At 57.6% G+C, this 23,422-nt stretch carries 24 protein-coding genes and 2 pseudogenes; 15 read left to right on the top strand and 11 right to left on the bottom strand.

Annotated features, from left to right (window positions below):
• Nucleotides 1-20 precede the first annotated feature (20 nt).
• Together ftrA and HMPREF3096_RS14425 are read left to right on the top strand one after the other, a co-directional pair.
• Nucleotides 21-1,118, top strand: coding sequence for a transcriptional regulator FtrA (gene ftrA, locus HMPREF3096_RS14430; RefSeq protein WP_032730305.1), 1,098 nt, complete (start codon nucleotides 21-23; stop codon nucleotides 1,116-1,118).
• Nucleotides 1,087-1,302, top strand: coding sequence for a DUF4177 domain-containing protein (locus HMPREF3096_RS14425; RefSeq protein WP_004205985.1), 216 nt, complete (start codon nucleotides 1,087-1,089; stop codon nucleotides 1,300-1,302). Before ftrA ends, HMPREF3096_RS14425 begins: the two co-directional genes overlap by 32 nt.
• Before the next feature lie 52 nt (nucleotides 1,303-1,354).
• Here HMPREF3096_RS14425 and HMPREF3096_RS14420 read toward each other — a convergent pair whose 3' ends face one another.
• Nucleotides 1,355-1,795 carry a GNAT family N-acetyltransferase gene (locus tag HMPREF3096_RS14420; protein ID WP_023322576.1) on the bottom strand — a complete coding sequence of 147 codons (441 nt, stop codon included), beginning with the start codon at nucleotides 1,793-1,795 and terminating at the stop codon, nucleotides 1,355-1,357.
• 64 nt (nucleotides 1,796-1,859) lie between these two features.
• Between HMPREF3096_RS14420 and HMPREF3096_RS31785 the strand changes: the two are divergent.
• Nucleotides 1,860-2,053: pseudogene (locus tag HMPREF3096_RS31785) on the top strand (hypothetical protein); the annotation flags it as partial.
• Nucleotides 2,054-2,060: 7 nt separating this feature from the next.
• Here the strand turns inward: HMPREF3096_RS31785 and HMPREF3096_RS14415 are convergent.
• The gene (locus HMPREF3096_RS14415) at nucleotides 2,061-3,125 is read right to left on the bottom strand and encodes a LacI family DNA-binding transcriptional regulator (protein WP_070544512.1); all 1,065 of its coding nucleotides are present in this window, start codon (nucleotides 3,123-3,125) and stop codon (nucleotides 2,061-2,063) included.
• A gap of 197 nt (nucleotides 3,126-3,322) precedes the next feature.
• Here HMPREF3096_RS14415 and HMPREF3096_RS14410 point away from each other — a divergent pair, with 197 nt between their 5' ends.
• A complete protein-coding gene (locus HMPREF3096_RS14410; RefSeq protein WP_070544511.1) occupies nucleotides 3,323-6,430 on the top strand; it encodes a beta-galactosidase in 3,108 nt (1,035 codons plus the stop codon).
• A gap of 54 nt (nucleotides 6,431-6,484) precedes the next feature.
• On the top strand, nucleotides 6,485-7,750 hold the full coding sequence (locus tag HMPREF3096_RS14405; protein ID WP_032730301.1) for an MFS transporter: 1,266 nt from the start codon (nucleotides 6,485-6,487) through the stop codon (nucleotides 7,748-7,750).
• Between the two features lie 28 nt (nucleotides 7,751-7,778).
• Here HMPREF3096_RS14405 and HMPREF3096_RS14400 read toward each other — a convergent pair whose 3' ends face one another.
• Nucleotides 7,779-8,867: an AAA family ATPase gene (locus HMPREF3096_RS14400; RefSeq protein ID WP_032730299.1), complete on the bottom strand. Its 1,089-nt coding sequence runs from the start codon at nucleotides 8,865-8,867 to the stop codon at nucleotides 7,779-7,781.
• 86 nt (nucleotides 8,868-8,953) lie between these two features.
• Nucleotides 8,954-9,214, bottom strand: a complete 261-nt coding sequence (locus tag HMPREF3096_RS14395) for a hypothetical protein (RefSeq protein ID WP_008804980.1) — start codon at nucleotides 9,212-9,214, stop codon at nucleotides 8,954-8,956.
• 294 nt (nucleotides 9,215-9,508) lie between these two features.
• On the opposite strand from HMPREF3096_RS14395, the gene HMPREF3096_RS14390 reads away from it, so the two are divergent.
• Nucleotides 9,509-10,369 (top strand): class A beta-lactamase LEN-16, encoded by an 861-nt coding sequence (locus HMPREF3096_RS14390; protein ID WP_023297577.1) that lies wholly within the window; start codon nucleotides 9,509-9,511, stop codon nucleotides 10,367-10,369.
• 17 nt (nucleotides 10,370-10,386) lie between these two features.
• On the opposite strand, the gene HMPREF3096_RS14385 is transcribed toward HMPREF3096_RS14390, so the two are convergent.
• Nucleotides 10,387-11,148, bottom strand: coding sequence for a DeoR/GlpR family DNA-binding transcription regulator (locus tag HMPREF3096_RS14385; protein WP_032730296.1), 762 nt, complete (start codon nucleotides 11,146-11,148; stop codon nucleotides 10,387-10,389).
• Nucleotides 11,149-11,408: 260 nt separating this feature from the next.
• On the opposite strand from HMPREF3096_RS14385, the gene ltnD reads away from it, so the two are divergent.
• Genes ltnD through HMPREF3096_RS14360 form a run of 5 tightly spaced genes read left to right on the top strand, consistent with a single transcriptional unit; the run spans nucleotide 11,409 to nucleotide 16,410 of the window.
• Complete coding sequence (gene ltnD, locus HMPREF3096_RS14380) at nucleotides 11,409-12,311, top strand: L-threonate dehydrogenase (RefSeq protein WP_070544510.1); 903 nt, start codon at nucleotides 11,409-11,411, stop codon at nucleotides 12,309-12,311.
• A gap of 11 nt (nucleotides 12,312-12,322) precedes the next feature.
• Nucleotides 12,323-13,588: a 3-oxo-tetronate kinase gene (gene otnK / locus HMPREF3096_RS14375; RefSeq protein ID WP_032730293.1), complete on the top strand. Its 1,266-nt coding sequence runs from the start codon at nucleotides 12,323-12,325 to the stop codon at nucleotides 13,586-13,588.
• The gene (locus HMPREF3096_RS14370; RefSeq protein WP_012541792.1) at nucleotides 13,581-14,201 is read left to right on the top strand and encodes a 3-oxo-tetronate 4-phosphate decarboxylase; all 621 of its coding nucleotides are present in this window, start codon (nucleotides 13,581-13,583) and stop codon (nucleotides 14,199-14,201) included. Before otnK ends, HMPREF3096_RS14370 begins: the two co-directional genes overlap by 8 nt.
• Nucleotides 14,202-14,205: 4 nt before the next feature.
• Entirely contained in the window at nucleotides 14,206-14,988 is a 783-nt protein-coding gene (locus tag HMPREF3096_RS14365) for an HPr family phosphocarrier protein (RefSeq protein WP_032730290.1), read from the top strand.
• Nucleotides 14,989-15,045: 57 nt separating this feature from the next.
• A complete protein-coding gene (locus HMPREF3096_RS14360) occupies nucleotides 15,046-16,410 on the top strand; it encodes a GntP family transporter (protein ID WP_008804987.1) in 1,365 nt (454 codons plus the stop codon).
• Between the two features lie 55 nt (nucleotides 16,411-16,465).
• Here the strand turns inward: HMPREF3096_RS14360 and HMPREF3096_RS14355 are convergent, their stop codons facing one another.
• A complete protein-coding gene (locus HMPREF3096_RS14355) occupies nucleotides 16,466-17,365 on the bottom strand; it encodes a helix-turn-helix domain-containing protein (RefSeq protein WP_048293464.1) in 900 nt (299 codons plus the stop codon).
• Nucleotides 17,366-17,675: 310 nt separating this feature from the next.
• Between HMPREF3096_RS14355 and kbvR the strand changes: the two genes are divergently transcribed.
• Complete coding sequence (gene kbvR, locus HMPREF3096_RS14350) at nucleotides 17,676-18,287, top strand: LuxR family transcriptional regulator KbvR (RefSeq protein WP_008804989.1); 612 nt, start codon at nucleotides 17,676-17,678, stop codon at nucleotides 18,285-18,287.
• A gap of 28 nt (nucleotides 18,288-18,315) precedes the next feature.
• Here kbvR and HMPREF3096_RS29355 read toward each other — a convergent pair whose 3' ends face one another.
• A complete protein-coding gene (locus HMPREF3096_RS29355; RefSeq protein ID WP_139560771.1) occupies nucleotides 18,316-18,435 on the bottom strand; it encodes a small membrane protein in 120 nt (39 codons plus the stop codon).
• Between the two features lie 402 nt (nucleotides 18,436-18,837).
• Here HMPREF3096_RS29355 and HMPREF3096_RS14345 point away from each other — a divergent pair, with 402 nt between their 5' ends.
• Nucleotides 18,838-20,055 carry a diguanylate phosphodiesterase gene (locus HMPREF3096_RS14345; RefSeq protein WP_048293463.1) on the top strand — a complete coding sequence of 406 codons (1,218 nt, stop codon included), beginning with the start codon at nucleotides 18,838-18,840 and terminating at the stop codon, nucleotides 20,053-20,055.
• Between the two features lie 20 nt (nucleotides 20,056-20,075).
• Here the strand turns inward: HMPREF3096_RS14345 and HMPREF3096_RS14340 are convergent, their stop codons facing one another.
• The 3 genes and pseudogenes from HMPREF3096_RS14340 to HMPREF3096_RS30920 all read right to left on the bottom strand — a co-directional run.
• The gene (locus tag HMPREF3096_RS14340; RefSeq protein WP_022065602.1) at nucleotides 20,076-20,588 is read right to left on the bottom strand and encodes a 2-oxo-tetronate isomerase; all 513 of its coding nucleotides are present in this window, start codon (nucleotides 20,586-20,588) and stop codon (nucleotides 20,076-20,078) included.
• Between the two features lie 167 nt (nucleotides 20,589-20,755).
• Nucleotides 20,756-21,229 (bottom strand): Hsp20 family protein, encoded by a 474-nt coding sequence (locus HMPREF3096_RS14335; RefSeq protein ID WP_012968287.1) that lies wholly within the window; start codon nucleotides 21,227-21,229, stop codon nucleotides 20,756-20,758.
• A 453-nt stretch (nucleotides 21,230-21,682) separates the two neighbouring features.
• A pseudogene (locus tag HMPREF3096_RS30920) lies at nucleotides 21,683-21,775 on the bottom strand (hypothetical protein); the annotation flags it as partial.
• Between HMPREF3096_RS30920 and HMPREF3096_RS31780 the strand changes: the two are divergent.
• Together HMPREF3096_RS31780 and HMPREF3096_RS14330 are read left to right on the top strand one after the other, a co-directional pair.
• Nucleotides 21,735-21,830, top strand: a complete 96-nt coding sequence (locus tag HMPREF3096_RS31780; protein ID WP_272482055.1) for a YnaM/YnfT family protein — start codon at nucleotides 21,735-21,737, stop codon at nucleotides 21,828-21,830. The pseudogene HMPREF3096_RS30920 and the gene HMPREF3096_RS31780 sit on opposite strands and share 41 nt — an antisense overlap.
• Before the next feature lie 428 nt (nucleotides 21,831-22,258).
• The gene (locus HMPREF3096_RS14330; protein ID WP_012968289.1) at nucleotides 22,259-22,888 is read left to right on the top strand and encodes a helix-turn-helix transcriptional regulator; all 630 of its coding nucleotides are present in this window, start codon (nucleotides 22,259-22,261) and stop codon (nucleotides 22,886-22,888) included.
• Here the strand turns inward: HMPREF3096_RS14330 and HMPREF3096_RS31895 are convergent.
• Nucleotides 22,885-23,007, bottom strand: coding sequence for a small membrane protein (locus HMPREF3096_RS31895; protein WP_012541799.1), 123 nt, complete (start codon nucleotides 23,005-23,007; stop codon nucleotides 22,885-22,887). The two genes, HMPREF3096_RS14330 and HMPREF3096_RS31895, sit on opposite strands and share 4 nt — an antisense overlap.
• Nucleotides 23,008-23,422 lie beyond the last annotated feature (415 nt).

Raw genomic sequence — 23,422 nt, 5'->3', positions numbered from 1 at the left:
ACCCTGATCTGCCGACAACCATGACAGAAAACGCTAACATCCTGACAACCCCTTCTGTGACACCGTCACGTCATCAGGTGGTCGCCCTCGCCTACGATGGCCTGTGCACCTTTGAGTTTGGCGTAGCCGTGGAGATCTTCGGCCTGCCGCGCCCGGAAATGGGTGACAACTGGTACCACTTTGCCGTCGCCGCCGTCGATGAAGGGCCGCTGTGCGCTACCGGCGGCATCCGCCTGATGACTGACGGCGGGCCTGAACTTCTCGCCCAGGCGGATACGATTGTGGTCCCCGGCTGGCGCGGTGTCGACGCCCCGGTCCCCGAGGCGCTGTGCGCCGCCCTCGTTGCCGCCCACGCCCGCGGATGCCGGATTATTTCCATCTGTTCCGGGGTGTTCGTTCTCGCCGCCGCCGGGCTGCTCAATGGCCGCCAGGCAACGACCCACTGGCGCTACACCGCGGCGCTGCAGTCGCGTTTCCCGCAGATCCAGGTGGTGGAAGATGTGCTCTACGTGGGCGATGCTTTGCTGATGACTTCCGCCGGCAGCGCGGCGGGGATCGACCTTTGTCTGCATCTGGTGCGCGAGGATTTCGGCAGCGAAGCCGCCAACGTCGTCGCCCGCCGCCTGGTAGTCTCTCCCCATCGCGACGGCGGTCAGGCGCAGCAGGTCCTGCGCCCGGTAGCCCGCAGCCGGGAGAGCCAGCGCCTTGGGCAGCTGTTTGACTATCTGCACCAGCATCTTGCCGCCAGCCATACCGTCGCTTCCCTCGCCCAGCGCGCCGGCATGGGACCACGCACTTTCCTGCGCCGCTTTGAGGAGGCCACCGGTAAAACACCCGCCCGCTGGCTGCTGGACGAGCGGCTGCTGCGCGCCCGCCAGCACCTGACGGAGAGCACGATGTCCATCGATCAGATCGCTGAGCGCTGCGGGTTTGCCAGCGCCGGCACCCTGCGTCACCATTTTCGCCAGCACTTCGCGCTCAGTCCGCTGCAGTACCGGAAACAGTTTGCTACTTCTCCGATTGCAAAATCGTCGCGGCAACGGACAATAGACGGCCACAGTAAACGGGTCGCCAGGAGGGTCGATGATGAAGAAAGAGTGTCGGGTAGTGATCTATAAAGAGGGGCTGCTGGGCAGCCTGTTTTTTGGCGAAGCCAAGGCGGACCCTGACAAGATGAGCCAGTTTCTCAGCAGCTATACCCGTGAAGGATGGGAAGTGAAAACCATGTCGGTGGAGCGCCGCCGCACCGCTTTGTTCTGGTCGCGGGAAGCGTATCTTTTCGTGCTCGAACGCCCCCTCTGACAGCCTGCGCCTGGTTTACACGTTTAAGCCAGGCGTTCCTGAGCGCCTGCTTTCAGGGCCGACGGATATAGCCCTGCTCCTGCATTTTCTGCATGCCCTCCTCGCTGGCGCAGACCATGCCGGTGGTCAGCATGGCAAAACCAAAGCGCTGATAAAACGTAATTTTATCGGCGACCGCATAGATAAAAATTTTGCCAAAGGGAAGCAACTGCTCCCGGATGGCCAGCATCAGCTGTTGCCCGTAACCCTGCCCCTGACGTTCGGGGACGATCGCCACATCCGCCAGATAGCTGCTCCAGGTGCAATCGCTGATGGCTCGCGCCACGGCAATCAACTGGCCGTTCTCATAGCCAAACCAGCAGAAGGTGCTCTGGCGGAACGCCTGCTGCAGTTGCTGAACATCGCGCTCATTCAATCCGGCCTCGGCGATAATGGTTCGCACCCGCTGCCAGTCCACCCGCGCGATCGCCTCTTTACCCTCTATCACCATCATACCCTTGCCTCCCGTCGTCTCCCGGATGGAGCCCCGGAAGCAAGATCTAGCATGCCGCGGCAGGATATGCCAGGCGGAAAGGCGAACGGAAGAAAACGGTAGAGGCGGGCGACGGCAAAAAAAAACCGCCATATGACTGGCGGTAAATCAATGCTTGCATGGATAGATTGTGTTTTGCATTTTTCGCAGACAGATAATCCTGACCTCTCTACGTTTGATGACGAGGTTAACAGAGTCAACCTCAATAAAGCCTCAACGGCCTGCGCTAAAGTTTTTCCACCAGCGCTTTCAGTTGCGCGAGGGTCTGCTGCTGATCCTCCGCGACGGCGGCGGGCCAGGCCGACTGGCGCACAATAAGCCGGGTCGGCAGCAGCTCGCGGATCCGCAGCTGCGGGGCCGCCATCAGGGCGATCAGCCGTTCCACCGCCCGCTTGCCCAGCAGATCGAAGTCCTGCGCCACCGTGGTGAGCGGCGGCTGGAAGTAGAGACTGTCGGCGGTGTCGTCATAGCCGGTCACCGATACCGCCCGGCTACCGCTGCGATTAAGCTGGGCGAGCGCGCTGAGCACGCCGAGCGCCATTTGATCGTTCGCCACCACAATCGCGCTGATCCGCGGCTGCAGATGCAGCAGCTCGAACGTTTTTTGCCAGCCGCTGGCGGCGCTCCAGTCGCCGAACACCGTTGTTGAGCGAGCGATATTCAGACTGTGCAGCGCCTCGCGCCAGCTGGCGAGGCGCAGACGGGCGGAAACCGAACTTTCCGGCCCCGCCAGCAGGCCGAATTCGCGATGCCCCAGCTCCCACAGGTGGCGTACGCAGGCTCCGCAGCCGTCGCGGTGGTCGAAGCGCACGCAGCAGACATCGGCCTCCGGGGAGACGTCAAGAAACAGGCAGGCCATATCCGGGTTCTCTTGCACCAGCCGCTCGGCGGTGGCGCTCTCCAGGGGCAGACTGACGATCACCCCGCGAATATGCTGGGCGCGCAGCTCATCCAGCCGCGCCTGCAGCGCGACAAAATCGGCCTGCGTCGGCATCGCTATCGCCACTTCCAGCTGATGCAGGCTGGCATGGCTTTTTATCGCGGCGGCGATCTGCGAGGGGGCATGCAGCGTCAGCGAGGCGGTAATCAGCCCGATGGAGGGCGCTGCCTTGCCGGCAAGCAGCTGCGCCGAGCGGTTAGGCACGTAGTGCAGCGTCTGCATCGCGCGGATCACCTGCTCCCGGGTGCGGGCTGACACCACCTCAGGACGGTTCAGCACCCGGGAGACCGTCTGTTGGGACACACCCGCCGCGCGGGCGACGTCCTCAAGGGTTGCGGTACGACGCGGCATCTTTTCTCCTCAGCGATAACAATGTCGTGCGCTAACATTTTATGTTTAACGCGCGACAAAAAAACAGCGTTTTGCCCTCGCTTTCGTGATCGTCTGTTCATTTCATTTCCAGCGTGATTGCTGGAAAAAACAAATTACCCGATAACGTTAATCATCCTGTTTAGCGAACGACATTTTCTGACTTACCGGGGATTAAAATGCAAATTAGCGATACCGGCCACAGCCGCACGCCCGACTTTCACGCCGTCCTCGCCCGTGAAGACTGGCAGAACCAGACCATTACCCACCTTAACCGCCTGCCGGCGCATCCCGCTTTCGCCAGCTGGCGCGATGAGCTTGCCGCCCGGGATAACCATCCCTCCACACGCCGTCGTCAACTGGACGGCGAGTGGCAGTTCGCTTACGCCCGCAGCCCGTTTGCCGTTGATGCGCAGTGGCTGACGCAGGATCTGCCGGACAGCCGCGGCACGCCAGTGCCTTCCAACTGGCAGATGGAGGGCTATGACGCGCCGATCTACACCAACGTCCGCTATCCCATCGATACCACGCCACCGCGGGTGCCGGAGGATAACCCGACCGGCTGTTATTCCCTGCACTTTACGGTTGAGGACACATGGCGCGAGAACGGGCAAACGCAGATTATTTTCGATGGCGTCAACTCGGCGTTTCATCTGTGGTGCAATGGCGTCTGGGTCGGCTATTCGCAGGACAGTCGCCTGCCGGCAGCGTTCGATCTCAGCCCCTTCCTGCGCCCGGGCGACAACCGCCTGTGCGTGATGGTCATGCGCTGGAGCGCCGGCAGCTGGCTGGAAGACCAGGATATGTGGCGGATGAGCGGCATTTTCCGCTCGGTGTGGCTGCTGAATAAGCCGCAGCAACGGCTATGCGACGTGCAGTTGACGCCAGCCCTCGACGCCCTCTACCGCGATGGCACTCTACAGGTCCAGGCGACCGTCGAAGCGACAGAGGCGGCCCTTGCCGGGCTCAGCGTCGGGGTTAGCCTGTGGCGCGGCGAGGAGCAGGTCGCCGCCGGGCGGCAGCCGTTAGGCACCCCGGCGGTGGATGAACGCGGCCACTACGCGGAACGAGTCGATTTTGCTCTGGCGGTGACGACGCCGGCGCACTGGAGCGCGGAAACTCCAAACTGTTATCGCGCCGTGGTCACCCTGTGGCGTGGCGACGAACTGCTGGAGGCCGAAGCATGGGACATCGGTTTTCGCCGCATCGAGATTGTCGATGGCCTGCTGCGTCTCAACGGCAAACCGCTGCTGATCCGCGGCGTTAACCGCCATGAGCATCATCATTTGCGCGGTCAGGTGGTCACCGAGGCGGATATGGTGCAGGACATTCTGTTGATGAAGCAGAACAACTTTAACGCCGTGCGCTGCTCGCACTACCCCAACGCGCCGCGCTGGTATGAACTCTGCAACCGCTACGGTCTGTACGTGGTCGATGAAGCCAATATTGAAACCCACGGGATGGTGCCGATGAATCGGCTGTCCGACGATCCGGCGTGGCTGCCAGCCTTCAGCGCCCGCGTCACCCGGATGGTACAGAGCAACCGCAACCATCCGTGCATTATCATCTGGTCGCTGGGCAACGAGTCCGGCGGCGGCGGTAACCACGAAGCGCTGTACCACTGGCTGAAACGCAACGACCCGAGCCGTCCGGTGCAGTACGAGGGCGGCGGCGCGGATACCACCGCCACCGATATTATCTGTCCGATGTACGCCCGCGTCGAACGCGACCAGCCGATCCCGGCGGTACCCAAATGGGGGATCAAAAAATGGATCAGCCTGCCCGGCGAGCAGCGGCCGCTGATCCTTTGCGAATATGCCCACGCGATGGGCAACAGCCTCGGCAACTTCGCCGATTACTGGCAGGCCTTCCGCGAGTATCCGCGATTACAGGGCGGGTTTATCTGGGACTGGGCCGATCAGGCGATCCGCAAAATCTTTGACGACGGCAGCGTCGGCTGGGCCTATGGCGGCGACTTTGGCGATAAGCCTAACGATCGCCAGTTCTGTATGAATGGTCTGGTGTTTCCCGATCGCACGCCGCATCCGTCGCTGGTGGAGGCGAAGCACGCCCAGCAGTATTTTCAGTTCACGCTGCTGTCGACCTCGCCGCTGCGGGTGCGCATCACCAGCGAATACCTGTTCCGTCCAACCGATAACGAAGTGGTGCGCTGGCAGGTGCAGTCGGCCGGTGAAACCCTGTATCACGGCAACCTGACCCTTGCGCTGCCCCCTGAGGGCAGCGACGAGATAACGCTGCTCGACAGCCTGATCCTGCCTGAAGGCGCCCGCGCGGTGTGGCTGACGCTGGAGGTGACCCAGCCCCGGGCGACCGCCTGGTCAGAAGCGGAACACCGCGTCGCCTGGCAACAGTTTCCCCTGCCCGCCCCGCTGGCGCTGCCGGCGCCCACCGTGCCTGCCGGCGCTCCGGATCTTATCGTCAGCGACGAGGTCTGGCAGATCCGCGCCGGTTCGCAATGCTGGACCATCGATCGCCGGACGGGTCTGCTGAGCCGCTGGTCGGTTGGCGGTCAGGAGCAGCTGTTGCCCCCCCTGCGTGACCAGTTTATTCGCGCGCCGCTCGACAACGACATCGGGGTCAGCGAAGTAGAGCGTATCGACCCCAACGCCTGGGTGGAGCGCTGGAAAAGCGCCGGCCTGTACGATCTTGAGGCGCACTGCGTCCAGTGCGATGCGCAGCGCCTGGCAAATGAAACCCTCGTCGACTGTCGCTGGCACTATCTGCGCGGCGAAGAGGTAGTGATTGTCAGCCACTGGCGCATGCACTTCACCGCGGACGGTACGCTGCGGCTGGCGGTGGACGGCGAACGGGCAGAAACCCTGCCGCCGCTGCCGCGGGTCGGGCTGCACTTCCAGGTGGCGGATCAGCAGGCGCCGGTGAGCTGGCTGGGGCTGGGGCCGCATGAGAACTACCCCGACCGGCGGAGCAGCGCCTGCTTCGCCCGCTGGGAGCAGCCGCTGGCGGCGATGACGACGCCCTACATCTTCCCGACGGAAAACGGCCTGCGCTGTGATACCCAGGCGCTGGACTGGGGACGCTGGCACGTCAGCGGTCATTTCCACTTCTCCGTTCAGCCGTGGAGTACCCGTCAGCTGATGGAGACCGACCACTGGCACAAGATGCAGGCCGAAGACGGCGTGTGGATCACCCTCGACGGCCTGCATATGGGGGTGGGCGGCGATGACTCCTGGACCCCCAGCGTGCTACCGCAGTGGCTCCTGAGCCAAACGCGCTGGCAGTACGAGGTCTCATTGCGTTGCCTTTAATCCGTGGGGGCGACAGCCCCCACCCTACAAACAGAATAACAAGGGATCATGGTGATGAAATTCTCTGAACTGGCGCCACGAGAACGGCATAATTTTGTCTATTTCCTGCTGTTCTTTTTCTTTTACTATTTCATTATGTCGGCCTACTTTCCGTTTTTTCCGGTGTGGCTGGCGGACGTTAACCATTTAACCAAAACGGAAACCGGGATCGTTTTCTCGTCTATTTCGTTATTCGCCATTATTTTTCAGCCGGTGTTTGGCCTGATGTCGGATAAGCTCGGCCTGCGCAAACATCTGCTGTGGACTATTACGGTGCTGTTAATTCTGTTCGCACCGTTCTTTATTTTCGTTTTTTCACCGCTGCTGCAAATGAATATCATCGCCGGGGCGCTGGCGGGCGGGATCTATCTGGGGATTGTTTTCTCCAGCGGCTCCGGGGCGGTGGAAGCCTATATCGAGCGCGTCAGCCGGGCCAACCGCTTTGAATATGGCAAAGTGCGGGTCGCAGGCTGCGTCGGCTGGGCGCTGTGCGCCTCGATAACCGGCGTGCTGTTCGGCATCGATCCCAACATCACCTTCTGGATCGCCTCCGGTTTTGCGCTGGTGCTCGGTCTGCTGCTCTGGTTGTCGCGACCGGAAAGCAGCAACAGCGCCGAGGTTATCGAAGCGCTGGGCGCCAATCGCCAGGCCTTTTCGCTGCGCACGGCGGCAGAGCTGCTGCGTATGCCGCGCTTCTGGGGCTTTATTATCTATGTGGTGGGCGTCGCCAGCGTCTACGACGTGTTTGACCAGCAGTTCGCCAACTTTTTCAAAAGCTTTTTCGCCAGCCCGCAGCGTGGTACCGAAGTGTTTGGCTTTGTTACCACTGGCGGCGAGCTGCTCAACGCGCTAATTATGTTCTGCGCCCCGGCCATCGTTAACCGCATCGGCGCCAAAAACGCCCTGCTGACGGCGGGGATAATCATGTCGGTGCGTATTCTCGGGTCGTCTTTTGCCTCATCGGCGGTGGAGGTGGTGATCCTCAAGATGCTGCATATGTTTGAGATCCCCTTCCTGCTGGTCGGGACCTTTAAATATATCTCCTCCGCCTTTAACCCGCGGCTCTCGGCCACCCTGTTTCTGATCGGCTTTAACCTGTCGAAACAGCTTTCCGGGGTGGTGCTTTCCGCCTGGGTCGGCCGGATGTACGACACCGTCGGCTTCCATCAGGCTTATTTGATCCTCGGGTGTATCACCCTGAGCTTCACCCTGCTCTCGTTCTTTACCTTACGGGGCGGGAAAAATCTGCTGCCAGCAGCGGGGACGCAGACCCCCGCCTGACTCCGGCTCCCGTCAGGGACGACGGGATTCACTCGGCAATCCGCGTCTCCCCGCCGCGATTCTCCAGGGCATAGCGCTGACAAGGCGCCCCGGCGGCAATCAGCTCCGCCAGCTCTGCCGAGTGGCTGGTCAGCCAGATCTGGCTGTAGCGCGAGGCCTCGATAATCAGCCGGGCCAGCGCGGGCAACATGTCGCGATGCAGGCTGTTCTCCGGTTCATTGATCGCCAGAAAGGCCGGCGGGCGCGGGCTGAGCAGCGCAACGGCGAGGCACAAAAAGCGCAGCGTACCGTCAGACATCTCCGCCGCCAGCAGCGGGCGGCGGATCCCCTCGCGACGCATTTTCAGGGCGAAACGTGACTGCTCGTTTTCACAGTAAAACTGGCAGCCAGGAAAGGCGTCGGCGAGGATCTCGTGCAAAATCTCTTCCGCGCCGATCTCGACAATGGTCTGAAAGGCGGCCGCCAGATTATGGCCATCGCTGTCGAGCACTGGCGAACGGTACCCCACGGCCGGCTGACGCAGCGGCGAATGGCGGCCGATAGCGAATTCATGATAAAACCGCCAGCGGCGCAGGGTTTCCCGCACTCGCGACACCTCGGGAAAACGATGCGGTTCGCCGAGCTGACCGAACACCGACTCGTTTTCATAGATGCTCTCAGTGAACGTACTTTTCTCCCCCGTCACATCGACGAGAAACGCCGCCTGATTCTTACGCTGCAGTATGCGGGAGGAAGGCCGGCGGGAGTAGCCAGCCAGCCAGATATTCTCTTCTTTAACGATGGGATCGAGCATGAACTGCGTCGGATAGGGCAATTTTTCCGGGAAACCTATCTGCAGCTCATAATCGAAGCTGTCGGTCCGGCAGGCGATCTGCAGACGGCGGGGATGACGATCAACGGGCGAACGCTCCCCGGACCACATCATATTCTCCAGACCGCCCTCTTCGCTGATAAACCCCGACAGCCTGCCGTCAGCGGCGGCGGTCAGCAGGTGGATAGCGTTATAAATATTGGATTTGCCGCAGCCGTTGGGGCCGAAGACAATGTTCAGCGGCCCGAGCTCCAGCGCGATATCCCTGACCGAGCGAAAGTTTTGAATACGGATGTACTGAATCATCATGGGTCCTGCCCTGGAAATAGAAGGCTGCCACAGTAGCAGAGCGGCGCCAGGGATACCCTCTCACGCCCTCATTCGGGCAGGGTTTAACAGAACATTTTTTTCATTCCACGGGTCAGGGCGACCCGCGTCAGCTTGTCGCTATCCTGATGGGCTTCACTGAAGACGCCAAAATAATAGCGTTCATCGTCAATGGTTTGACTGACAATACGATAGCTCAGCGGTTGCCCGGATGGGGCACCGTACTGAGCAGGCGTCACCGAGACCTCGGTCGCGTCATCGGCGACGCTGACCAACAGCCCGTCGGCCTTACCTCCCACCAGCATGACCTTAATTATCGGGTGCACCAGTTCCTCCCGGGATGGCGTATATCATTGGCGAACCGCGGAGTCCGGCGGGCATTGTCGTCAACAAACGGCGCCAGCCTGAGTGCGGCATTACGTACTTTCTTATAGTTCATCGCGGCCTTGAGTCAAAAAATAGCGTGCTGAGGCTGGGCTAAATATTGATTATTCGAAATAAAAGATGACAAATGATGAAGGAAAAAAGAGGAATTGTGAATCAGCAAAACGCCGGGTTATTCTTATTTGTCGCTCCTTTGCTCGCCTTTATCGGCCCTCACTCAAGGAAGTATTGCGGTTATGCGTTATGTTCGCCTGTGTGTTATCTCCCTGTTAGCCACCCTGCCACTGGCGGTATACGCCGGTCCACAGCCGCTTGAGCAGATTAAACAAAGCGAAAGCCAGCTGTCGGGCCGCGTGGGGATGGTGGAAATGGATCTGGCCAGCGGCCGCACGCTGGCGGCCTGGCGCGCCGATGAACGCTTTCCCATGGTGAGCACCTTTAAAGTGCTGCTGTGCGGCGCGGTGCTGGCGCGGGTGGATGCCGGGCTCGAACAACTGGATCGGCGGATCCACTACCGCCAGCAGGATCTGGTGGACTACTCCCCGGTCAGCGAAAAACACCTTACCGACGGGATGACGATCGGCGAACTCTGCGCCGCCGCCATCACCCTGAGCGATAACAGCGCTGGCAATCTGCTGCTGGCCACCGTCGGCGGCCCCGCGGGATTAACTGCCTTTCTGCGCCAGATCGGTGACAACGTCACCCGTCTTGACCGCTGGGAAACGGCACTGAATGAGGCGCTTCCCGGCGACGCGCGCGACACCACCACCCCGGCCAGCATGGCCGCCACGCTGCGCAAACTACTGACCGCGCAGCATCTGAGCGCCCGTTCGCAACAGCAACTCCTGCAGTGGATGGTGGACGATCGGGTTGCCGGCCCGCTGATCCGCGCCGTGCTGCCGCCGGGCTGGTTTATCGCCGACAAAACCGGGGCTGGCGAACGGGGTGCGCGCGGCATTGTCGCCCTGCTCGGCCCGGACGGCAAACCGGAGCGCATTGTGGTGATCTATCTGCGGGATACCCCGGCGAGTATGGCCGAGCGTAATCAACATATCGCCGGGATCGGCGCAGCGCTGATCGAGCACTGGCAACGCTAACCCGGCGGTACCGTGCGTTAGCTGGCCCGCAGCACCTCGCAGGCGTGCCGGGCGATATGACTGGCGGCGGCATCGGACAGATGCCGATCGGTAATAATAGTGGTGAACCGGGTCAAGGGTAACGCCATAAAGGTGGCCACCTGATTGTATTTCGAACTGTCGCACAGCAGGATGCTTCTCGCGCTGACCTGGCTGACGGTCTCCTTGACGGTAACCTTGTTCTCATCAGGGGTGAAAATACCGCGGCTGTCCCAGCCGCTGGCGGAGATAAAGGCCGTATCGATAGCCAGGTGGCGTAACGTTCGCGCCGCCGATTCGCCCACGCAGGAGCGATTCTCCCGGCACAGCGTGCCGCCGGTGTGGATCACGCCGCACTGGCTGGCATCGATCAGCAGTTGGGTTATCTCAAAATCATTGGTCACCACCTGCAGATCATCCCGGTCGAGGATCGCCCGCGCCAGCGCCAGGGTAGTGGTCCCGGCATCCAGATAGATACAGCTGTTTTTGGCGATGTGACTCGCCGCCAGCGCGCCAATCGCCTGTTTCTCCTCGCTCTGCAGCGTGCTTTTCACCAGATGACTGGGTTCCGTGGCCAGCCGGCTGACGGCGCGCACGCCGCCTGAGACGCTGACCAGCAGCCCCTGTTCCTCCAGTTTACTGACGTCCCGACGGATGGTCATATGGGACACGCCGAGGATCTCCGTCAGCTCATTGATGCTTACCGCCCCACGCTGCTCCACCAGGGCTAAAATACGCTGATGTCGTTCTATTGGAATCACCGCTCTCCCCTTACCATTTTTTCACACCAGGCGTCACCACTCGGGCTGCGGACCTGGCGACACCCTGTGTTGTTATCGCGCTTTGCCGCTGTTTTTACGCTATTTTAGGGCAAGAATCGCCGTTGTGCAGCCTCTTTCCGCCTGTGAATTTTTTATATTCATGTAGGTTATTCGTGACAGCTCTCACATAAATTCACATGATAACGCTTTATTCTATCATTAAATCACATTAATTAACGAATATTCACAAGGAGACCATCATGGCTGCACACACTAACATCTGCGTGATTGGACTGGGTTCAATGGGCATGGGCGCCGCCCGCGCCTGCCTGCAGGCGGGCCTGAACACCTGGGGCGTTGACATCAACCCCGACAACTGTCGCGCACTGCTGGCGGCGGGCGCCAAAGGCGCGGGACCCAGCGCGGTGCCTTTCGCCGCTGACCTGGATGCGGTCTTGCTATTGGTGGTCAATGCCGCCCAGGTACGGGGGATCCTGTTCGGCGAAACCGGCCTCGCCGCCCATCTGAAGCCCGGCACCGTCGTGATGGTGTCCTCCACCATCGCCTCCGCCGATGCCCAGGCGATAGCCGTGGCGCTGGAGGAATACCAGCTATTGATGCTTGACGCGCCGGTATCGGGCGGCGCAGTGAAAGCGGCCGCTGGCGACATGACGGTGATGGCCTCCGGAAGCGATGCCGCCTTTGCCCGCCTCGCGCCGGTACTGGACGCCGTGGCCGGCAAAGTCTACCGCATCGGCAGCGACATCGGCCTTGGCTCGACGGTAAAGATTATTCATCAGCTGCTGGCTGGGGTGCATATCGCTGTTGCCGCCGAAGCGATGGCGCTTGCCGCCCGCGCCGGGATCCCGCTGGAGACGATGTATGACGTGGTGACGCACGCGGCGGGTAATTCCTGGATGTTTGAGAATCGCATGCAGCACGTCCTGGATGGCGATTACTCGCCAAAATCCGCCGTCGATATTTTTGTCAAAGATCTCGGTCTGGTGAATGACACCGCCCGGGCGCTGACCTTCCCGCTGCCGCTCGCCACCACCGCGTTAAATATGTTCACCTCCGCCAGCAATGCCGGATTCGGCCGGGAAGATGACAGCGCGGTGATCAAGATTTTCAACGGCATCACCCTGCCGGGCCACAAACAGTGAGGAGAGATAACATGCAGCTTGGTGTCATTGCCGATGACTTCACCGGCGCCACGGATATCGCCAGCTTTCTCGTGCGCAACGGCATGCCGACGGTGCAACTGAATGGCGTACCGACCCGCGATCTTCCGCTGACCAGCGAGGCGGTGGTCATCAGCCTGAAAACCCGCTCCTGCGCGGTGGAAATGGCCGTCAGCCAGTCGCTGGCCGCGCTGCGCTGGCTGCAGGCCCAGGGCTGTCAGCAATTCTACTTCAAGTACTGTTCCACGTTCGACAGCACCGCGCAGGGCAACATTGGCCCGGTGCTGGATGCTCTGCTGGCCGAGCTGGGTGAAACGCGGACGGTGATTTCCCCGGCGTTGCCGGTGAACGGCCGCACGGTCTATCAGGGGTATCTGTTTGTCGGCGAGCAACTGCTGAATGAGTCCGGGATGCGCCACCATCCGGTGACGCCGATGGAGGATGCGCACCTGGGCCGCTTAATTGAGCGCCAGGGGCGCGGAAAAGCCGCGCTGATTGCCTGGCCGATTGTCGCCCGGGGGCCGGAGGCGGTCGCCACCGCGCTGGCGACAATCAGCGATCCGGCGGTGCGCTATGTGGTGCTCGACGCCCTCAGTGAACAGGATTTGCTCACCCAGGGCGTGGCGCTGCGAGAGATGAAGCTGGTCTCCGGCGGTTCCGGTCTCGCCATCGGCCTCGCCCGCGACTGGGCACAGCGCCATGGCGCCAGGGGTGAAAGCGCTCAGGCGGGCATGCCGCTGGCCGGCCCGGCGGTGGTGCTCTCGGGCTCCTGCTCGGTGATGACCAACAGCCAGGTGGCGGCCTATCGTGAACAGGCCCCCGCCCGCGCCGTCGACTTAAGCGCCTGCTTTACCGATCTGGAGAGCTATGTCAGGACGCTGACAGACTGGGTGGACGCGCAGCGCGATGCCCCGCTGGCGCCGATGATCTATGCCACCACCGAGCCGCAAACGCTGCAGCGGATCCAGGCGCAGTATGGCGACAAGGCCAGCAGCGAACGGGTGGAACAGCTGTTTGCCGCCCTTGCCGCCGCCCTGAAGGCGAAAGGATTTACCCGGTTTATTGTGGCCGGAGGGGAAACATCGAGCATTGTGGCGCAGACGCTGGGGGTCGAGGCGTTCCATATTGGGCCGACCATCTCCCCCGGCGTGCCCTGGGTGCGTGACACCCGCCAGCCGCTCTCCCTGGCGCTGAAGTCAGGTAACTTCGGTGATATCCACTTCTTTGCCCGTGCCCAGCAGGAGTTTCGTCATGACTGAGCAACAGCTGCGAGATGAAATGGTGCAGATTGGCGCCTCGTTGTTTAGCCGCGGCTATGCCACCGGCTCCGCCGGCAATCTGTCGCTGCTGCTGCCGGACGGCAACCTGCTGGCGACGCCGACCGGCTCCTGCCTCGGCGAACTGCAGGCGCAGCGGTTGTCGGTGGTGACGCTGCAAGGTGAATGGATCTCCGGCGACAAACCGTCGAAAGAGGTCACTTTTCACCGGGCGGTCTATTTGCACAACCCGGCCTGCAAGGCGATCGTCCACTTGCACAGCCACTATCTGACCGCGCTCTCCTGCCTGCAGGGGCTCGATCCGCACAACTGTATTCGTCCCTTTACCCCCTATGTGGTGATGCGTGTCGGCGACGTCCCGGTGGTTCCCTACTACCGGCCGGGCGATGACCGTATTGCCCAGGCACTGGCCGGTCTGGCGCCCCGCTATAACGCCTTTTTACTGGCCAACCACGGTCCGGTGGTCACCGGCTCATCGCTGCGCGAAGCCACCAACAATACCGAAGAGCTGGAAGAGACCGCGCGGCTGATATTTACCCTCGGCAACCGTGAGATCCGCTACCTGACCACTGACGAAGTGGATGAACTGAGATAAAACCATGCCAAAATTTGCTGCTAATTTAACCATGCTGTTTACCGAACTGCCGTTCCTGGACCGGTTCGCCGCCGCTGCCCGCGCGGGTTTTGAAGCCGTGGAGTTTCTGTTTCCCTATGAGTATGAGGCCGGGGAAATTAAACAGCGCCTGCAGGAGAACCAGCTGCAGCTGGTGCTGTTCAATACCCCACCCGGCGACGTCAAGGCCGGAGAATGGGGGCTCGCCGCGGTGCCAGGCAGAAGCGCCGAGGCCCGCCAGCAGATCCAGCTGGCGCTGGAGTATGCCTGCCAGCTGGATTGCCCGCAGGTACATATCATGGCCGGCGTGGTACAGCCGGGGATGGATCGCGCAGCCTGCGAGGCCGTGCTTATCGATAATCTGCGCTACGCGGCGGAGTGCTTTGCCCGCCACGACAAGCGGATACTCATCGAAGCGCTGAATCCTCAGACCAAACCGGGCTATCTCTACCACAGCCAATATCAAACGCTGGAGATGGTGAAACGGGTCGACAGGCCAAACGTCGCGGTGCAGTTAGATCTGTTTCACGCGCAGAAGGTGGACGGCAATTTAAGCCATCTCATTACCGAATATGCCGGCCAGTATCGCCATATTCAGATTGCCTCCCTGCCCGACCGTCATGAACCGGATGAGGGCGAAATAAACTATCCGTGGATCTATGCGCTACTGGATAAAACCGGTTATGACGGCTGGATCGGCTGCGAATATATCCCCCGAGCAGACACGCTTTCCGGGCTAGGGTGGTTCTCGCCCTACCGGAAAAAATAAACGCCGTTTTCTAAAAAAATAACTCTCTGTACACCTGTTAATACCCGAGGCAAACCTATGTCGACATCGGCGCTGTTACTTATTGCGTTAGCCAGCGTAGTGCTGTTGCTCCTGTTGGTGATCAAGGCGAAAGCGCATCCTTTTGTGGCGCTCCTGATCGTCAGCCTGCTGGTGGCATTCGCCACCGGTATTCCGGCAGATAAAATTATTACCACCATTGAAAAAGGCATGGGCGGCCTGCTTGGTCACATCGCCAGCATTATTATTCTGGGCTCAATGCTGGGGGTGCTGATTGAAATGTCCGGCGGCGCCGAATCGCTGGCGAAAACGTTGACCGGCGTACTGGGCGCAAAACGGACCATTGCCGCCTTAACCATCGTGGCTTTTATTCTCGGCACGCCGGTCTTTTTTGAAGTCGGCTTTATCATCATCATTCCGTTAATTTACGGCTTCAGCAAAGTCGCCCACGTGTCGCCGCTGAAGTTTGGCCTGCCGATGGCCGGAGTGATGTTAACCGTGCACGTCGCGCTGCCCACCCACCCTGGCGCAGCGGCCGCGGCAGGCATTCTGCATAGCGATGTGGGCTGGCTGATGCTGGCGGGGATTGGAGTATCGATAGTCGTTGGTATCGTGGGTTATTTTGTCGCCCGGTTTATCAATCGGCGCCATTATCATCTGTCGATTAACGTGCTGGAACAGCAGCAAACAGCTGAAGTGCCGGACCTCTCCGTTAACGCGCAGCAGACCCGTCTGCCGCCGCCGAATGCGCTGGTTATCGGTGGACTGATCGTGGTGCCCATTATGCTGATTGTTTCCGGGACGCTGTGTCAGGCACTGCTGCTGCCGGAAAACGCGGTTCGCCAGCTGATGACCGTCATTGGTACTCCACCGGTCGCCCTGTTGATCTCCCTGGGCCTGGCCAGCTGGACGCTGGGCATCCGTCGGCGGATGAGCCTGAAAAAGCTGGGCGAAGTCACCGGCAGCGCGATCCCCTCGTCGGCGGACGTGATCCTCGTCGCCGGCGCCGGCGGCGCCTTTGGCGGCGTACTGGTCGCCTCCGGCATCGGCAATGCCTTAGCCGAGGCGCTGGAGACAATTCATCTGCCGCTGATGCCCGCCGCCTTCCTGCTCTCGCTGGTACTCCGGGCCTCGCAGGGATCGGCCACCGTGGCGATCCTCACCACCTCCGGTCTGCTGTCTCAGGCGGTCATCGGGCTGGATCCGATTCAGCTGGTGCTGGTAACGCTGGCGACTTGCTTCGGCTCGCTCGGGTTATCGCACGTCAACGATGCCGGGTTCTGGGTCGTCACGCGCTATCTCGGGCTCTCAGTGCCGGACGGGTTAAAAACCTGGACCGTATTGACGACCATCATGGGGGTGACGGGCTTTCTGATCACCTGGCTGCTGTGGTTTGTGTTGTGATATTCGTGAAAGGTGGCCACCGGGCCACCTTTATTTGTCATTTGTCATTTGTCAGTTAGCCGGGCGCTGACCGCGCTGTCACCTCACCAGACAGCGTCACCGGAATAAAATAGCGTACGCGATAGCGCCTTTCCGCCGCTGGCCCACCTTCCGTATGACGCTCGAGAAAGCATTCAATGTCGACCCCCTCCCGGCGGCTTGCTCCCAGCGCTGGCAGCAACTCCATATACAGATCGCTGGATAAACGGGCGTAACGCGCCCAACTGCCATAGAATTCAACGCCAACATACAGCCCAGGCCTTGTCGTCAACGTGCTGTTCGTCGTTAGCGCGGGCAGCGCCCCTCGCTCCCGATGACAACCGACAAAAGCGTTAACCTCGACGTTAAGCTCATTGTTTCTCGCCGCATAATAATCGGATAACACAGAGAGACGGCCACCGCCGGCGGTAAAAAAACGGTCAACCTTTTGTCTGACAGCCGTCTTCGACGTGCTTTGCAATACCATATCCGACAGGCGCAGCTCATACTTCATTGGAGAGCCACGATAGACCCTCTCGGGCAGTGAACAGAAACGGGCCTGAGGCAGGCTCTCACCCTCCGGGTCGAATTTCTTTAACAGCAAAGCCGTGTCCCAGTGCACGGCGCAACGGTATTCCCGTGGCGAGAGCGAGAAGCGCTTCTTAAACTCCCGGGAAAAAGTCTGCGGCGAGTCATAGCTTAACTGCCAGGCAATGGCGGCGATCGGTTGCCGTGTTAATCGCAGACTCACCGCCGCGATGGTCAACCGCCGCAGCCGGATATACTGCCCGATGGGTAACTGACCATACTGATAAAACACCTCATAGACAAACCGGCGCGAATACCCCATATACTGCGCCAGGTCATCGATAGACGGGTTACAGTAGATATTATCTTCCAGCCACGCCAGCATTTTTAAATAGAGCACCTGCTTCATAGATACCGCATACTTCCTGTAGTCTTCTCCTCCTCTAATTTTAACAACAGGCGGCGGACAGCACTAAGCTTTTTATGCACGGCAAAAATAAAAAAATAATTATCAGTGAAAAACCCTAACAGACATATGCTTAACGTTTTGTTTATTAGGAACTTTCGTATGCTCATCTGCCGTTATCCCACTTTCTCCAGCGAATATTGCATTAGTGTAAAACATCCCTTAGATTATCTCGTCTAAAAATATTCGGCGCATTGCCATTATATGTTTTAATTTATCCTGATATCATTTTAATACCCAACAGGGAAGTTATATGACGAATTTTTTGTTCAATATAAAAAATCACTATCTGCGGGTCGCGATTGCCGAACTGGTCAATGAAACGATGCAGGCGTGCGAGCGATCGCATTATCAGTTTTCTCAGCAATGGAAGCCGGCGTCGATTGCACAAGCCGATGTCATATTCACGGAAATGGTGGCGGGAGAATGGTACTTATGCCATGAACTTTTACAGCACGCTACAGAGAATTATCAACTTTTTATTTTCCTGAATGATGAAGAGGTTACCGTCATCGATCACTTACCCAACTGTTTTAAGCATGCGGTATTTATACACCCGCACACCGCCGTTCATCTTCTTAAGGAGGTGATAGGTCATGCAATTCAACGCCCCTTAACGGAACAGCATGGCTCTCCCTTTAATCGTCTGCGTCGCTGCATAAATTGTCCCTGTAAGTCATTGAGCGACGCGCAAACCAAAGTCATCTACGCGTTCAGCATTGGCCTGAGCCCGCATGAAGTTGCCACTGTACTAAAAATTAGTCACAAAACGATCCATTCGCATAAAAAGAACATTATGAATAAGTTCCATTTAAAGAGTCGTCAGCAATTCAACAATCTTGTCCAGATACTCGCCAGACGTTAACCTCGTAAAATATTATTATGCTAACTCATTATCTTCTGGAACGGAAGACATAACGTCTTTTGCGCCTCTCTTTAATATAGAAAACACCGCTCCACAAAAAAATAATGGGGCAAAAAATCAAACATAAAACAATAAGCAAATCACCCATGACAACCTCGAAAAATAAAAAGAATTTGATTGACATAGATAATATTGACCTCATATTATCCATGCAAGCTCATTTCTTTTTTTCCAGAACACGTCATAGCGTGGTAGGATAATTCCTGACAGCCATTATTTAATCGCTAAGTTCAGTCTCCGCCCCCGAGTTTTAGAAGAAATGTATGGCCTGTTATTGTCTTTTAGCAACGATATTGAGAAAAAGATAGCTAAACATCCGATTCCCTGTAGAGTGAAAGGAATCACCATGTGAATCTCCCGTTCCGCGTAGCGGACATCACGGTTGGTTGAATGTCAGAAAATGCTGGCCTCCTCCTTGAGGGTATGGCCCTACCTCCCTATTTTCGCTCTGTACAGGCCATCGGGCTCTGCTACAGCGAACGGAATGACTATGCTAACCACCTTGATTTACCGCAGCCAGGTTGATCCAGCCCGGCCACTGACCGATCTTGACGGCCTTATTCATCGCGCCAGCGGAAAAAATATGCCCCTCGGGATAACCGGAATTCTGCTGTTTAATGGTCAGCAGTTTTTCCAGGTACTGGAAGGAAATGAGGAGATCCTCGAGTCGTTATTCAGCAAAATACAATTCGACCCACGACATCGCGATGTGGTGGAGCTGATGCGCGACTACTCGGCCTATCGCCGTTTTCGGGACGTCGGAATGCGGATGCTGGATCTCCGCTATCATGAGAATAATGCTGCGGTAGAAGAGATCCTGCGCTTCAGCACCTTTGGTGAAACTGAGCCGGTCAATGACCGCATGTTCAGACTGATTAGCGCCTTTATCGCCGACGGCGGGCGCTATTGCCTGCCCGAGTCTCTGCAGCCTTCTCGCTGGTCGATGACTCCCACAGTGGGCAATGCCTCGCCGCGCAACCTGACGGATCAGCCCTGCCAGTTCGCCCTGCAGGCCATCGTCGAGCCGGCCAAAAGGCGGGTCTCTTCCTTTGAAGCCCTGATCCGCAGCCCAACCGGCGGCTCACCCGTGGAAATGTTTGCCGCCATTGCGGCGGAAGATCGCTACCGTTTCGACCTTGAGAGCAAAGCGTTCGCCTTCTCTCTCGCCGCCCGCCTTCCGCTCGGCAAACAGCAGCTGGCGGTCAACCTGCTGCCGGGCTCGCTGTATAACCATCCTGACGCCGTAGGCTGGCTGATGGACAACCTGCTGGCGGCAGGTCTCAGGCCAGAACAGGTCTTGATCGAGGTGACTGAGACGGAGGTTATCTCCTGTTTCGACCAGTTCCGCAAAGTACTCAAAGCGCTGCGCGTGGCCGGCATGAAACTGGCCATCGACGATTTTGGCGCCGGTTACTCCGGTCTGTCGCTCCTGACCCGCTTTCAGCCTGATAAAATCAAAGTGGATGCGGAGCTGGTGCGCGATATTCATATTAGCGGCACCAAACAGGCGATTGTCGCCTCGGTCGTGCGCTGCTGTGAAGATCTCGGCATCACCGTGGTCGCCGAGGGCGTCGAAACCATTGAGGAGTGGTGCTGGCTGCAGTCGGTAGGCATTCGCCTGTTTCAGGGATTTCTCTTTTCCCGCCCCTGCCTTAACGGCATCGGGGAGATCTGCTGGCCGGTAGCGCGCCAGGCAACGGACCTGTAAGGCCGCGCACCCGGGCATCGTCATTGCCAGTGGGCAAGCTTTTCGCTCAGCGCCGCCAGGGCATATCGTACCGCTTTCGCCACCACGGTCTCACAGTCGCCGGCAAAGCACATCCGGTTGGTTTCAGTCTGGCCACGAAAATTCCAGGCAAACCATACCGTGCCGGCGGGGGTACCATCTTCCCCGCCCTCCGGTCCCGCGTAGCCGCTGATGGCAATGGCGATATCGGCGTCAGCCATTGCCAGAATGCCGGTCGACATCTCCTGGACGCACGCTTCGCTGACGGCGCTGTGTACCGCCAGGGTTTCCGCACGAACCTGCAGCACGTTTCGTTTGGCTTCATCGCTGAAAGTGACGACGCCGGTATCATAAAACGCCGCGGTATCCGCCTGAGCACAGAGCGCCGCCGCCAGATTGCCCCCGGTGCAGGACTCTGCCGTGGTTAGCCGCCAGCCCCGCGCAACCAGCATCTGAGCCACTTCCGCCGTCAGCGCTGAGGTCGGTTTTGCATCGTAACTCATCTCGTCTGTCATTCAGACCCCTCGCAAAATATCAAAGGAATAACAGCAGCATCGCGCCAGTTAAAAGAATAGCATATCGATTTCTCTCGTCGGCAGTAGACCGATCGCGTCAGTTTGGATGGAAAAATAAAGGCCCGCAGCGCGGGCCTTAGCGAATACTCGTCTGAACTGTCGCCGAATCAGACCTTGTGTTCAATCACCCGGCCGTGACTCTCAATGGCAATTTTGCGCGGTTTTTCGCTTTCCGGGATCTCCTGATGGATAGTCACCTTTAAGATCCCACTATCCAGCTGTGCCTGATTAATCTGGGCATGTTCAGGAAGCGAGAAACTCAGCTGGAAATCAGCGCGGCGGATGCCTTTATATATCCAGCGCTGGCTACCGTCGGTCCCGGAATCAGTTTCTGCACGTTTGCCGGTAATATGCAGATTACCGCCGACGGTCTCTATTTCCAGTTCCTCATCTTTCCAGCCGGGCACGCTGACGCTGAGCAGGAAATTACTGTCATCTATTTTCTGCAAATCATAGGCCGGCAAGGCGCCCACCGGCGTATCGCCAGTTAACTGGCTGAAAAGACGGTCAATGCGGTTGAAACGATCGGCAAAAAGAGAATCAGCGAAAACAGGGAGTGCTGACAAGGTTTTGAGTGCCATAATTAACCTCCTGAATATCCATTCAAAAGCTCAACATAAAGGCAAGCATTGCTTGTCCGCTATATAAAATAATATCTGCAGTGCATTTTTCAAGAGCGAAAATAAAATTTTTTATCACTCGCCACAGGAAAAAATAACCAGGCCGGGTGGCAGAGTGACCCCCGCCCGACGGCGGGGGCAGTGGCGCTTCTGAGTCCCATAACTGATGCTGTTTAACATTCAATAAACAGAAGCGACATGTATATATAACTTGTTCAAAGGGATGTCAACGCCCGGACCGCGCCACCACCCCCACCGTCCGTTTTGCCCTTTACGACTGCAGTGATAAGCGCGTTCCTCACCAGCGGCTCGCTCCGCCGCCCGAGGCGCGCTGACAAGCCATTACCTTGCTGGCATCAGCCGGCAAACCCTGACGGAAAAATAGTCAGCCCTGCAAGGAACCTTTCTCGCCGTCCCGTGCCTAATAACCTGCATACGCACTTTCTGAGGCACCACCATGACCGGTATTTTTATCTCCACCACCCTGTTCGCCCTCTTCGCGTCGATGTTGATCGGCCTGGGGATGGTCTGGAAAGGCATTTCCAACAACCCCGATAACTGATTCTTTTGTACGCCGTTGCTGTTCACCCTCCGCAGCGGCGGGACAATACCTCGCTCCCTTTTTGTCAAAGACAACTCCTGGCTTCGCTCAGGCGCGATCTCATCGAGGATCCGCGCCTGCACAACGTATTTTTGAAATAGCAATTCACACAGTGAATAAATTACTTTGATTAATATATTTGAGACCAGAATTAACGCATGCAATATAAGCAATTTAAGCAGTTTGTGCCAAATTGCCGACAACTTCTATGCGACTCATATACGTAACTCACTGATTTTAAAAATCTTATATCATCCGCACAGCAATAAGTCCAATTTTGGACTTATTGCTTTTGTTTGTTATTAGAAATATCCTAAGACCATATTCGCAAAACAAATTTGCTTCAAAGAATTTTATCAACCTTAATCCATTTCGCGTTCATCATCACTATGCCTGATTTTTTAATTAACACTGAAAATATTTATCTGAAACGGGGAATTTGCGAGCTACTGATCGAGATCGCAATCGAAGAAAATATCTGTACGCCCTTTTCCCTTCACGAATATTCATCTGACATCATTAGCCAGACTGATGTGCTTTTTACGGAAATGGAAACCGGTGAACATTACCTGTGTCACCCGTACTTCAAGAAGATACCGCAACAGACGCCTGTCTTTGTTTTTGTCCCCAGCGACAGCTGTGCCCGGGTTGACCGTTTGCCGCTTTGTCTGCGTGATGCCTGTTTTATCAGTATCAACGCCGATCTCAGCAGCATTAAAAAGCAAATTGCAAACCGTCTGACGGCATTAAGTAAACCCGTCGCTGGGGGGGCGGAAAAAGACAGCAGACGCTGCCTTAAATGCCCGCGACTAACATTGACCAAATCGCAGCTTTATATTATCGATGCGATAAAAACGGGAATGAACAATCAACAGATAGCGCAAGAGCTGGGCATCAGCCATAAGACGGTTTTTTCACACAAAATAAACATCATGAAAAAATTCCAGATTGATACTAAGCAAGAGCTGGCGCGATTCTCGGCCATCGCTCTTGCGCTATCCTCAATAGCAACCCATTAACGCCGGGTTTTGTTAAAACGCATCTTAAGCTTCCTTCTGTCTTTAACATATGACAGACCACAAAATAATGATGTTAACAATAACACCACCGCCAGGGCTAATAGCAGAAAATTACTCATACACGACCTTTTCAGAGATAAAGATGATTATCAAATAATACGGGGTATAAGTTTTCAAAAACAACTATCCCTCAGCCATTTCAGATTAAGGTAAGACCTTGTGCGATAATTCTGAAAATGAATAAAGCTGAAGAAATTATTTTTATTATTACGCGCGCATTTAGCTAATAAAAAGCACATCGCTGCACGGGGTGAACCGGGCGTGACGAGCAGCGGTTACTCCCATAATACCAGCATAAAATTGGGGGCGGATGTCTAAGAGTATCTTCGTGGGCATGCCAGCAGGTTTTGCCGGAAAGATCGCCCAAGGCGACCGCGTCATTACCCGTCACCAGGGTTAACCTAAACGTTATGTACAGCCACTGATCTGGCTTAACCACTCGTTTAAGGAAGGTGCGAATAAGCAGGTCATTTC

Origin of the sequence: Klebsiella sp. HMSC25G12 (assembly GCF_001807705.1) — a bacterium.
Classification (GTDB): domain Bacteria; phylum Pseudomonadota; class Gammaproteobacteria; order Enterobacterales; family Enterobacteriaceae; genus Klebsiella; species Klebsiella variicola.
Note: the sequence above shows the minus strand (reverse complement) of the source record. Positions and strands in the feature narration are given on the sequence as shown.

Coding starts and splice junctions, on each gene's coding strand:
- HMPREF3096_RS31895 (WP_012541799.1), bottom strand. CDS start 23,007: ATGAGTAATTTTCTGCTATTAGCCCTGGCGGTGGTGTTATTGTTAACA.
- kbvR (WP_008804989.1), top strand. CDS start 17,676: ATGACGAATTTTTTGTTCAATATAAAAAATCACTATCTGCGGGTCGCG.
- HMPREF3096_RS14415 (WP_070544512.1), bottom strand. CDS start 3,125: ATGCCGCGTCGTACCGCAACCCTTGAGGACGTCGCCCGCGCGGCGGGT.
- HMPREF3096_RS14370 (WP_012541792.1), top strand. CDS start 13,581: ATGACTGAGCAACAGCTGCGAGATGAAATGGTGCAGATTGGCGCCTCG.
- ftrA (WP_032730305.1), top strand. CDS start 21: ATGACAGAAAACGCTAACATCCTGACAACCCCTTCTGTGACACCGTCA.
- HMPREF3096_RS14340 (WP_022065602.1), bottom strand. CDS start 20,588: ATGACAGACGAGATGAGTTACGATGCAAAACCGACCTCAGCGCTGACG.
- HMPREF3096_RS14365 (WP_032730290.1), top strand. CDS start 14,206: ATGCCAAAATTTGCTGCTAATTTAACCATGCTGTTTACCGAACTGCCG.
- HMPREF3096_RS14405 (WP_032730301.1), top strand. CDS start 6,485: ATGAAATTCTCTGAACTGGCGCCACGAGAACGGCATAATTTTGTCTAT.
- HMPREF3096_RS14390 (WP_023297577.1), top strand. CDS start 9,509: ATGCGTTATGTTCGCCTGTGTGTTATCTCCCTGTTAGCCACCCTGCCA.
- HMPREF3096_RS14345 (WP_048293463.1), top strand. CDS start 18,838: ATGCTAACCACCTTGATTTACCGCAGCCAGGTTGATCCAGCCCGGCCA.
- HMPREF3096_RS14425 (WP_004205985.1), top strand. CDS start 1,087: ATGAAGAAAGAGTGTCGGGTAGTGATCTATAAAGAGGGGCTGCTGGGC.
- HMPREF3096_RS14400 (WP_032730299.1), bottom strand. CDS start 8,867: ATGATTCAGTACATCCGTATTCAAAACTTTCGCTCGGTCAGGGATATC.
- HMPREF3096_RS14330 (WP_012968289.1), top strand. CDS start 22,259: ATGCCTGATTTTTTAATTAACACTGAAAATATTTATCTGAAACGGGGA.
- HMPREF3096_RS14360 (WP_008804987.1), top strand. CDS start 15,046: ATGTCGACATCGGCGCTGTTACTTATTGCGTTAGCCAGCGTAGTGCTG.
- otnK (WP_032730293.1), top strand. CDS start 12,323: ATGCAGCTTGGTGTCATTGCCGATGACTTCACCGGCGCCACGGATATC.
- HMPREF3096_RS14410 (WP_070544511.1), top strand. CDS start 3,323: ATGCAAATTAGCGATACCGGCCACAGCCGCACGCCCGACTTTCACGCC.
- ltnD (WP_070544510.1), top strand. CDS start 11,409: ATGGCTGCACACACTAACATCTGCGTGATTGGACTGGGTTCAATGGGC.
- HMPREF3096_RS29355 (WP_139560771.1), bottom strand. CDS start 18,435: ATGGGTGATTTGCTTATTGTTTTATGTTTGATTTTTTGCCCCATTATT.
- HMPREF3096_RS14335 (WP_012968287.1), bottom strand. CDS start 21,229: ATGGCACTCAAAACCTTGTCAGCACTCCCTGTTTTCGCTGATTCTCTT.
- HMPREF3096_RS14420 (WP_023322576.1), bottom strand. CDS start 1,795: ATGATGGTGATAGAGGGTAAAGAGGCGATCGCGCGGGTGGACTGGCAG.
- HMPREF3096_RS14355 (WP_048293464.1), bottom strand. CDS start 17,365: ATGAAGCAGGTGCTCTATTTAAAAATGCTGGCGTGGCTGGAAGATAAT.